This window comes from Polaromonas sp. P1_E1_2 (genome assembly GCF_056406035.1).
Genome location: NZ_JBFUAZ010000077.1, coordinates 1 through 10,652, shown reverse-complemented (window position 1 = coordinate 10,652; position 10,652 = coordinate 1). Strand labels below are relative to the sequence as shown.

General features: G+C 63.1%; 8 protein-coding genes. 6 read left to right on the top strand and 2 right to left on the bottom strand.

What is annotated here, in order from left to right; genetic code table 11:
• The first annotated feature begins 348 nt into the window (after window positions 1–348).
• Both AC1D1P_RS06280 and AC1D1P_RS06275 read left to right on the top strand, forming a co-directional pair.
• Entirely contained in the window at window positions 349–3,639 is a 3,291-nt protein-coding gene (locus tag AC1D1P_RS06280) for an efflux RND transporter permease subunit (protein WP_477672420.1), read from the top strand.
• Window positions 3,640–3,650: 11 nt separating this feature from the next.
• Complete coding sequence (locus tag AC1D1P_RS06275; RefSeq protein ID WP_477672419.1) at window positions 3,651–5,099, top strand: efflux transporter outer membrane subunit; 1,449 nt, start codon at window positions 3,651–3,653, stop codon at window positions 5,097–5,099.
• A gap of 36 nt (window positions 5,100–5,135) precedes the next feature.
• Here AC1D1P_RS06275 and AC1D1P_RS06270 read toward each other — a convergent pair whose 3' ends face one another.
• Together AC1D1P_RS06270 and AC1D1P_RS06265 are read right to left on the bottom strand one after the other, a co-directional pair.
• A complete protein-coding gene (locus AC1D1P_RS06270) occupies window positions 5,136–5,633 on the bottom strand; it encodes a hemerythrin domain-containing protein (RefSeq protein WP_477670935.1) in 498 nt (165 codons plus the stop codon).
• A gap of 225 nt (window positions 5,634–5,858) precedes the next feature.
• On the bottom strand, window positions 5,859–6,782 hold the full coding sequence (locus AC1D1P_RS06265; RefSeq protein WP_477672418.1) for a LysR family transcriptional regulator: 924 nt from the start codon (window positions 6,780–6,782) through the stop codon (window positions 5,859–5,861).
• 121 nt (window positions 6,783–6,903) lie between these two features.
• Here AC1D1P_RS06265 and AC1D1P_RS06260 point away from each other — a divergent pair, with 121 nt between their 5' ends.
• The 4 genes from AC1D1P_RS06260 to AC1D1P_RS06245 all read left to right on the top strand — a co-directional run.
• Entirely contained in the window at window positions 6,904–7,866 is a 963-nt protein-coding gene (locus AC1D1P_RS06260) for a Bug family tripartite tricarboxylate transporter substrate binding protein (RefSeq protein ID WP_477672417.1), read from the top strand.
• Window positions 7,867–7,897: 31 nt separating this feature from the next.
• Window positions 7,898–8,941 carry a 4-hydroxythreonine-4-phosphate dehydrogenase PdxA gene (locus AC1D1P_RS06255; protein WP_477672416.1) on the top strand — a complete coding sequence of 348 codons (1,044 nt, stop codon included), beginning with the start codon at window positions 7,898–7,900 and terminating at the stop codon, window positions 8,939–8,941.
• Window positions 8,942–9,014: 73 nt separating this feature from the next.
• Entirely contained in the window at window positions 9,015–10,187 is a 1,173-nt protein-coding gene (locus AC1D1P_RS06250; protein ID WP_477672415.1) for an L-rhamnonate dehydratase, read from the top strand.
• 5 nt (window positions 10,188–10,192) lie between these two features.
• The coding region (locus AC1D1P_RS06245; protein ID WP_477672414.1) for a dihydrodipicolinate synthase family protein at window positions 10,193–10,652 on the top strand (460 nt) is incomplete at its 3' end.

Here is a 10,652-nt window from a genome sequence, read left to right as displayed (position 1 = left end):
CACGCCATGGCGTGTCCTTGTTGGTATTTGTCTTCGGTCCCCGTTCCCGATCGCCCCTTCTGTATGCGCCGAGGAGCGCAGGGCCAGACGGATCAGGGATCGCGATTGTCTGAGCCGAAGGCGAGTTCGAGCGAGACCCCGCCTGGACCGAGCACCGCAGGTTGCCCGTAGCGAAGCGGAGGGACGCAGACAGCAGGGTCGCCTTTTCTTTGGTGACTTTCTTTTGGCGAAGCAAAAGAAAGTTACTTGCTGCCGGGCAACCCCCGGCCAGCCATCCTCAGCAAAGAGAACACCAATCAAATCAACCCAGGACAGGCCTAGGCCGGATGGCGGAAGAGGAACAAGGCCATGAACCTCTCCGAACCCTTCGTCCGCCGCCCGGTAGCCACCGTCCTCCTCACCATAGGCTTGGCCCTCGCAGGCATCGCCGCATTCTTCGTGCTGCCGGTCTCACCGCTGCCGCAAGTGGATTTCCCGGTGATCTCGGTCAGCGCCTCGTTGCCGGGGGCCAGTCCCTCCACCATGGCCAGCAGTGTGGCGACGCCGCTGGAGCGGCGCCTCGGCGTGATCGCGGGCGTCAACGAGATGACGTCCAACAGCAGCAACGGCTCCACCCGCGTCAGCCTGCAGTTTGACCTGAATCGCAAGATCGACGCGGCAGCGCGCGAGGTGCAGGCCGCCATCAACGCCTCACGTGCCGACCTGCCGGCCACCCTGCGCAGCAACCCGACCTACCGCAAGGCGAACCCGGCTTCGGCGCCGGTCATCATCCTGGCGCTCACGTCCAGGACGCGCTCACCGGGCCAGATTTACGACGAAGTCTCCAACCTCGTGCAGCAAAAAATCGCCCAGGTGCCCGGGGTCGGCGACGTGGAGCTTGGCGGCGGTTCGTTGCCGGCGGTGCGCGTGGAACTGCTGCCGTTTGCACTCAACCGCTATGGCGTCGCCATGGAAGACGTGCGCGCAGCCCTGCAGGCGTCGAACGCCAACCGGCCCAAGGGGGCGATCGAARGCAACGGCCAGCGCTTCCAGATTTACTCAGGCTCCAACACCGCCAGCGGCGGACTCAAGGCCGCCGACTACCGCAATCTCGTCGTAGCCTGGCGCAACAATGCCGCCATCCGGCTGCAAGACGTGGCCGAGGTGCAGGACGGTGTGGAGAACATCAACACGCTCGGTCTTTTCAACGGCGAGCCGGCGGTGATCGTGCTGGTCACGCGCCAGCCCGATGCCAATGTGATTGCCACTGTCGACGGCGTGCGCGCCCTGATTCCCGAGCTGCAGGCCGCCTTGCCGCAGGACGTGCAGTTGCAGGTGGCATCCGACAGCACCAACTCCATCCGTGCCTCGCTGCACGAGATCGAAGTCACGCTGCTGATTTCCATCGTGCTGGTGGTGCTGGTGGTAAGCGCCTTCCTGCGCAGCGCCCGTGCCACCATCATCCCGGCCGTGGCCACCGTCGTCTCCTTGCTGGGCACCTTCGGCGTGATGTACCTGCTGGGCTTTTCACTGAACAACCTGAGCCTGATGGCGCTCACCGTGGCTACCGGTTTTGTGGTGGACGACGCCATCGTGGTGCTGGAAAACACCAGCCGGCACATCGAGGCCGGCATGGACCGTTTCAAGGCCGCGCTGCTGGGGGCGCGGGAGGTCGGCTTCACGGTGCTGTCGATCAGCCTGTCGCTCGTGGCCGTGTTTATACCGCTACTCTTCATGGGCGGACAGGTGGGCCGGCTGTTCCGCGAATTCGCGGTCACGCTGTCTGCTGCGGTGATGATCTCGCTGGTCATCTCGCTGACCACCACGCCCATGATGTGCGCCTGGCTTCTGAGGCCTGACGCGCACGAGAAGAAGCCCGGGCGTTTTGCTTTTGTGGGGCGCTGGTTCGAGCGTGCCTTCAACCGCGTGCACCGCAGCTACGAAGTGAGCCTGGACTGGGCCCTGCACAGCAAGTTGCTGGTGATGCTGATTTTGGTGGCCGTGATCGGGCTCAACGGTTTTCTCTTCGTGAAGGCGCCCAAGGGCTTCTTTCCGCAACAGGACACCGGGCAGATCAACGGCGGCCTGCGTGCCGACCGCAGCATCTCATTTCAGGCCCTCCAGGCCAAGCTCAAGCAGCTGGTCGACATCATCCGCGCCGACCCGGCCGTGGACACCGTGGTGGGTTTTACCGGTGGTTCCCGAGCGGGCGGGGGTTTCATGTTCATCAACCTCAAACCAGTGGGGCAACGCGACGTGGCCGGCCAGGCCGTGATTGCGAGGCTGCGCCCGCAGCTGGCACGGGTGACCGGGGTCAGCCTTTTCCTGAACCCCGTGCAGGACCTGCGCGGCGGCGGCCGCCAGACCAATTCGACCTACCAGTACACGCTCAAAAGCGACAACGCGGCCGACTTGCGTGTATGGGCCACACGCCTGGCGGACCAGATGAAACTGCAGCCCGCCCTGACCGACGTGGACACCGACCAGCAGGAAAACGGCGTGGAAACCATGGTCACGGTGGACAAGGAAAGCGCGGCACGCATGGGCATCAGCTCACGCGACGTGGACAACGCGCTCTATGACGGCTTCGGCCAGCGCCAGGTGGCCACGATATACGCCGAACTCAACCAGTACCACGTAATCATGGAAGTGGCGCCGCGCTACACCCGCAGCCCCGAGTCGCTGAAAGATATTTACGTACCGGCCAAGGGGGCTGGAGGCAACACAAGCAACACAACCAACAATACCGGAAGCACCGGCACCCCGGCTGCAACCACGGTGGCCACCGGCACCTCTGTGGCCAATCCATCCCTGCGTGATTCTTCGTCGGGCCAGGTCCTGAGCGCCTCGGCCAGCACCATGGTGCCCCTGTCGGCCATTGCCACCTTCAGCGAAAACCCCACCGCCGCTTCGGTCAGCCACGAAGACGGCGAGCTTTCCACCACGGTTTCCTACAACCTCGCCGATGGCAGCACGCTGAGCGACGGCCAAGCCGCGGTGCACCAGGCGGAAGCCGACATCCGGCTGCCCAACAACGTGCGCGGCAGCTTTTCCGGCACAGCGCTCAATGCACAGCAATCGCAAAATGAGCAACCGCTGCTGATCCTGGCGGCGCTGGTGGTGATCTACATTGTGCTGGGCATCCTGTACGAAAGCCTGGTGCATCCCATCACGGTGCTGTCCACCTTGCCCTCGGCCGGTGTGGGCGCTGTGCTGGCCTTGCTGCTGTTCAAGCTGGATTTTTCCATCATCGCGCTGATCGGCCTGTTCCTGCTGATCGGCATCGTCAAGAAGAACGCCATCCTGATCATCGACTTCGCGCTGGAAGCCGAGCGGGCGCGTGGCCTTTCCGCGATTGAGGCCGTGCGCGAAGCCTGTCTGCTGCGCTTTCGCCCCATCCTGATGACCACACTGGCGGCCATTCTGGGCGCGCTGCCGCTGGCCATCGGCTTTGGCGAAGGCGCCGAGCTGCGCCGTCCGCTGGGCATCGCCATCATCGGCGGGCTGATCGCCAGCCAGTTGCTGACATTGCTCACCACGCCGGTGGTCTATGTGCTGATGGACAAGCTCCGCCGGCGCAGCCCTTCCGAGCGTCAGCTCAGCCGCCACCCTGACGAGACCGACGCGCCGCCGCCCAGCGCCCCGCTCCAACTGCAATGACTGACAACGCCATGAACCACTTTTCCAATGCCCACCCCGCGTACCGTTCACGCTTTCAGCTTCGCCTGCTGTGCGCTGCGCTGGTGCTTGCCGTTGGCGGCTGCGCAGTCGGCCCCGACTACCAGCGCCCGGCCACGGTCGACGTGAGCACCTACAAGGAAGCGCAAGGCTGGGTTCCGGCCGCGCCCGCCGATACGCTGGAGCGTGGCCCGTGGTGGTCGCTCTTCAAGGACCCGGTACTGGACCAGCTGGCATCGCGTGTGGAGGTGTCCAACCAGAACGTGGCGGTGGCTGTTGCAGCCTATGCGCAGGCGCGAGCCCTGGTGCGCGAGCAACGGGCATCGCTGTTCCCGACGGTTTCGCTCGATGGCAGTGCCAGCCGTTCGGGCAGCAGTAGCAGCAGCACGGCGGGCAACAATGTCGGTGGCCGCGTGGGCAACAACTACCAGCTCAGCATTGGTGGCAGTTGGGAACCCGATGTATGGGGCCGTCTAGGCCGCACCGTGGACGGCGCGAAAGCCAGCGAACAGGCCAGCGCCGCCGACCTGGCTTCGGCCAAACTGTCGGCGCAGGGTGAACTGGCGACCAATTATTTATCCTTGCGCCAGACAGACGCACAAAAAGTGCTACTCAAGGACACGATTGACGGCTACAAGCGCGCGCTGGACATCACGCAGAACCGCTACAACGCCGGCATCGCGGCCAAAACCGATGTGCTGCAGGCGCAAACACAGCTGGCCAACGCGCAGGCCGACGACGCCGGCCTGGTGCGCCAGCGCGCCCAGCTGGAGCACGCCATAGCGGTGCTGGTGGGCGAAGCACCCGGCAATTTCTCGATTGCCCCTGTGGCCTGGAATCCTTCAGTGCCTGACGTGCCGGTCGGCATACCGTCCGAGCTGCTGCAGCGCCGCCCCGACATTGCCGCCGCCGAACGCCGCGTGGCCTCTGCCAATGAACAGATCGGCATCGCCAAGAGCGCTTATTACCCCAGCCTGTCGCTGAGCGCCTCGGCCGGCCAGGGCGCCAGCCGGGTGGCGGACCTCTTCAAGGCTTCCAGCAGCGTCTGGTCCATCGGTATCTCGGCCGCGCAGGTGCTCTTCAACGCCGGAGCCACAGGCGCCCGCGTGGAAGGCGCCGAGGCATCCCACCAGCAGGCAGTGGCGCGTTACCGCCAGGCTGTGCTGGCGGCCTTTCAGGACGTGGAAGATCAGTTGTCGGCAACCCGTGTACTGCTGACCCAGCAGGAGCTGCGCCGCCAGGCGTCGCAGGCAGCCGACCAGGTCGAGCAGCAGGTACTCAACCGCTACCGCAGCGGCCAGGTGAGCTACACCGAAGTCATCACCGCCCAGGCCACCGCGCTGAGCGCGCGCCGTGCACTGGTGCAAGCCATGGCCGACCGCCAGACCACGGCGGTGGCGCTGATCCAGTCGCTGGGCGGGGGTTGGCAAACGGGGCAATAAATTGCATCACCCAGCGGACCCAACAGCGTGCCGCGTTTATGCGGTGTGTTCAAGCGCCTGGCCATCGGAACAGCTCAGGCCCCCGCAACCGTGTATGGTGTCCTTGGGCAAAGCTTGCGGCATGCTCACCACCCCCGTGAGCGGGTCGTAGCCAATACCGCGTAGATGCAGGGCCAGCGCGGCATCCATGGTCTGCGCATGCTGCGGAAACCACAGAGCGAGCTCCCTTGCCATATGGCGCAAAGACGTGAAATCCCCGGCCTGGGCCATGAGCAAGCCTTCTCGCATGACCTGCAGCACCACCTTGTGCTGCACAGTGTGGCAATTGGAGGATGAAAACCGCGTGTCCAGCATCCACCGGTCTTCGCGGCTGAAGTGCTCATCGGTGTGGTCCACCAGCGCTCGCCAGTGGCCCGGCAACGCATCATCCGCCGCGTTTTCTGCCTGCGCAAGCAACTCGACAAACTCCCGGTGAGTGTCATCCATCAGGGGTAGTCCGAGCACGAGGGCGTCAGACCATTGAAGATTCGGCATGTGTGCTTCCAATGTTGGCAATGCGCCAAGCGTAAGCAATGGCACGGGGCAAAAGCTTGATCCAGGTCATGGAGTGTTCATCCGCCGCTACACACGCCAACTTCAATTTCTGTTCTTCGCCGGCATTGACGCCATATTTAGCAGCGGCCGGCACTCATCCCATGGACCAAGGCCCGAAATTTTCAGAAAATTTCTCTGTAGTGGCTTGCCATCGGCCTCCGGCAGCTATTTCTGGTGCAGCGCCGCCAGGAAAAACCGCGCGGCGTCGCTGAGCGGCCTGTCCTTGCGGGTGATGGAGCCAAACGCTTCCATCTTGTGCTGGATAAAGCAGGGCAATATCTTGAGCARGCCGTGCCGGGCGTAGTGGTCGGCAATCGACTGCGGCATGACGCCCACCATGTCGGTTTCGGCAATCAGGTTGGTTGTCGTGAGGATGGACGCGGTTTCGATCAGCCCTTTGGGTGTCGGCGCCTGCAGCATGCGGAACTCCTGCTCCAGCACTTCACGCATCGGGCTGCCCTTGGGCTGCAATATCCACGGGTAGTCCAGCAGGCTGGCAAACTTCACCGCCTTTTTTTGCCCCAGCGGGTGGTGCACACCCGCCACCACCGCCAGCGCCTCGTTTTCAAGCGGGGTGAAGGCGTAGTCAGCCCGATGCTCGTCGCGGATGCGCCCGATGGCCACATCCAGCACGCCTTCGCGCAGCAGCTCGAACAGCCGGTCGCTGGTGTCCAGCATGACGTCGACCGACAGCAGCGGATAGGCTTTCTTGAGCGTGATGATCGCGTGCGTCAGCAAATTCGGAGAAGGTGCCATGATGCTGCCGATCGACACCCGACCCGAGCTGCCCAGTTGCAGTTCGGCCAGTTCACGCGTCATGGACTCGACCGAACCGCGCATGCCGCGGAAATAACGCAGCACGCTGGCGCCGGCCGGCGTGAGCTTCTGCCCGCGCCCCACCCGCTCGAACAGGCGCTGGCCCAGCGCAGACTCCAGCTCCTGGATCATCTTGGTGGCGGCCGGCTGTGTCATGCCCAGTTCCGCGGAGGCTTTGCGCAAGGTACCGTGTTCGCCTACAGCCAGGATAAGGGCCACCTGCCGCATGCGCAGGCGGTTGAGAAGCTGGGGAATCAGTGAGGCGTTGGGCATGTTGGGTGGCCAATTCAATTGATAACTATAGATTATCAAATAATCAGGAATTTTCAATTTACGTTAACTGTTGTCTTGCCTACTATCACCGCATTGATTCATAACGATGACGGAGACAACCATGAAATATTTGCCTGCCTTGCTGGCAGCAGCCTGCACAGTGGCCGCCCACGCCCCGCTATTTGCACAAGACTGGCCGACCAAGCCCGTGCGCATTCTGGTGGGCTCCGCCCCGGGCGGCGGCACCGACGCGATGGCCCGCGCAGTAGCGGACCGGCTCGGCCCCCTGCTCAAGCAGCCTGTGGTGGTGGAAAACCGCCCCGGCGCCTCCAACACGCTGGCAGCCGACCTGACGGCCAAGGCCACCGACGGCCACACCCTGCTGATGGGCGTCTCGACCGCGCATGCGATTGCCCCGCACCTGCTGAAACTCGGCTACGACAACAACAAGGACCTGGTGCCCGTTGTGTTTGTCGGCGCGGTGCCCAATGTGCTGGTGGTCAACAATGCCCTGCCAGTCGATTCGGTGCAGTCGCTCATCAAGCTGGCCAAATCAAAACCCGGCCAGCTCAACTACGCCACCAGCGGCTCGGGCAGCACGCAACACATCGCGGCGGAGCTCTTCAAGGACCAGGCCGGCGTTTTCATCACGCACATCCCCTACCGCGGCAGCGGCCCGGCGTTGATCGACCTCGTCGGCGGCCAGGTGCAGCTGAGCTTTGACACCATGCCCTCGGTGATCGGCCAGATCAAGAACGGCCGCATCAAACCTTTGGCGGTGGCCAGTGCCAAACGCAACCCGCAGCTTCCCAACGTGCCCACAATGGCCGAAGCCGGTGTGAAGGGTGTCGAGATGAGTGCCTGGTACGGCATCTACATGCCGGCAGCCACGCCCAAAGCGGTGCAGGAACGCGTTTACGCCGAGATCACCAAGGTCCTGGCGATGCCGGAAACACAAGCCCGGCTGGGCGCGATCGGCGCGGATCTGACACCGATGACGCAGGCGCAGTTCGCGCAGTTCCACAATGACGAGAACAAGCGCTATGGTGACCTGATCGCCAAGAAAAACATCAAACTGGACTGATCCGGATGATGCAGAACAAGGAAAAGACGCCATGAGCAAACAGCAGACAACAGAACCGGTGCCTGTCGTCGCCCTGACACTGGGTGACGCGGCCGGCATAGGCCCCGAGCTGATTGCCCGGCTGCTGAGCCAGCCCGGCATCACGGCAGGCGCCAACATCGTGCTGGTGGGTGATGCCTGGCTCTGGCAGCAAGGCCAGGACATTGCCCAACAGAAGGTCGCAACGCAAGCCGTGGCCAGCCTGGCCGAGGTGCGCGGCCGCGCCGACACACGCCTGCCCGCCTTCCTGGCCACAGACACGATTCAGCCAGCGCAAGTACAGCGCAGCCAGGCGCAGGCCGCCTGCGGCGCGGCGGTGCTGCAGGTGCTCAACCTCTGCATGGACGGCGCCAAACGCGGCGAGGTCGATGCCATCTGCTTCGCCCCCCTGAACAAGCAGGCCATGAAGCTGGGCGGCCTGAAGCATGAAGACGAGCTGCACCACTTTGCCGAATACCTGGGCGTGACCGGCTACTTCTGCGAGTTCAAYACSCTGGGYGACTTGTGGACSGCRCGTGTGTCYTCGCACATTCCGCTGAAAGACGCMGCRGCCATGCTCAGCAAGGAACGCATCATSGACGCCACCCGSTTGATYTACGCATCACTCAAGGCCAGCGGCAACAACAGCCCMAAAGTAGCGGTGGCRGCSTTCAACCCGCATGGYGGCGACGGCGGTGTTTGCGGACGCGAAGAGATCGACATCATCGAGCCGGCCGTGGCAGCGCTGCGCGCCAGCGGCGTTCCGGTAGACGGCCCCTTTCCGGCCGACACCATCTTCCTGAAAGCGCAGGCCGGCCAGTACCAGGCCATCGTCACCATGTACCACGACCAGGGCCAGATCGCCATCAAGCTCATGGGCTTCAGCAAGGGCGTCACTGTGCAAGGCGGCCTGCCGGTGCCCATCACCACGCCGGCGCATGGCACCGCGTATGACATCGCCGGCCAGGGCGTGGCCGATGTCAACGCCACGCTCAACGCTTTCCGCATCGCCTGCCGCATGGGAGGACGCCTGGCGGCGCCTCCCCAAAGGGAGTAATACGGCTCACCCCACCCCAACCCTCCCCTTCCAGGGGAGGGCTCGAAAGATTCATCTCACACAGGACCTTTAAATGAAKATCAAATCAGTGCGCGCACGTGTGTTCGAGTGGAAAGGCAAGACCGTTCCACCCCAAGGCAATTTCTGCTCCAACGCGATGGACCTCGTCTACTCAAAGACAGAATCCATGAGCACCTTCCGCTTCCATTCGTGGACAGTGGTCGAGATCGAAACCGACGACGGCATCGTCGGCCTGGGCAACGTGGCGCTGGCGCCGCACATCGCCAAAGCCATCATCGACCAGTACCTCACACCGCTGGTGCTGGGCCAGGACCCGTGGGACTACGAATACCTGTGGCAGCGCATGTACCGCAGCACCCACGCCTGGGGCCGCAAGGGCGTGACCATGGCCGCCATCTCGGCGGTGGATCTAGCGATCTGGGACATCCTGGGCAAGTCGGTCAACAAGCCGGTGTTCAAGCTGCTGGGCGGCCGCACCAAGGAAAAAATCCCCTGCTACTACTCCAAACTCTACCGCACCGACCTCAAGGCGATGCAGGACGAAGCGCAGAAATACCTGGACCAGGGTTTCACCATGTTCAAGTCGCGCTTTGGCTACGGCCCGGCGCACGGCACCAAGGGCGTTTCTGAAAACCTGAAAGCCGTGGAAGCGATCCGCGAAGTCATCGGCTACGACAACGACCTGATGATGGAGTGCTACATGGGCTGGAACCTGGAGTACGCCAAACGCATGCTGCCCAAGCTGGAAAAATTTCAGCCACGCTGGGTGGAAGAACCTGTCATTGCTGACGACATTGACGGCTATGCCGAGCTCAACCAGCTCACCAGCATCCCGATCTCGGGCGGTGAGCATGAGTTCAGCCTCTACGGCTTCAAGCAGCTGCTCGACAAAAAGGCCGTGTCGGTCGTGCAGTACGACACCAACCGGGTGGGTGGCATCACGGCGGCGCACAAGATCAATGCGCTATGCGAGGCGTACAGCGTGCCGGTGATTCCGCACGCCGGGCAGATGCACAACTACCACCTGACCATGAGCACACTCGCCTCGCCCATGAGCGAATACTTTCCAATGTTCGATGTGGAAGTCGGCAACGAGCTGTTCTATTACATCTTCGACGGCGAACCTGTGGCCGAGAACGGCTTTCTGCAGCTCGACGACAACAAGCCGGGCCTGGGCCTGACGATGAAGACCGAGTTCCTCAAAGACTTCAACATCCTCGAATGAGCCGCATGAAAGCAAGATACTCCGGCGTTTTCCCGGTAGTGCCCACCACTTTCACCGATGCGGGTGAGCTCGACCTGCAAAGCCAGAAGCGCTGCGTTGATTTCATGATCGACGCGGGTTCGACGGGCCTGTGCATCCTCGCCAACTTTTCTGAACAGTTTGTGCTGTCAGACGAGGAGCGTGAGACTTTGACGGCCGCCATCCTGAAGCACGTGGCCGGCAGGGTGCCGGTGATTGTGACGACCACGCATTTCGGCACCCGGGTGTGCGCCGAGCGCAGCCGCCGCGCGCAGGACCTGGGCGCGGCCATGGTCATGGTGATGCCGCCGTACCACGGCGCCACCATCCGCGTGACGGAAGAAAAGACTTATGAGTTCTTCGCCACGCTATCAGCCGCCATTGATATTCCCATCATGGTCCAGGACGCGCCCGTCAGTGGCACGGCGCTGTCGGCGACCTTCCTGG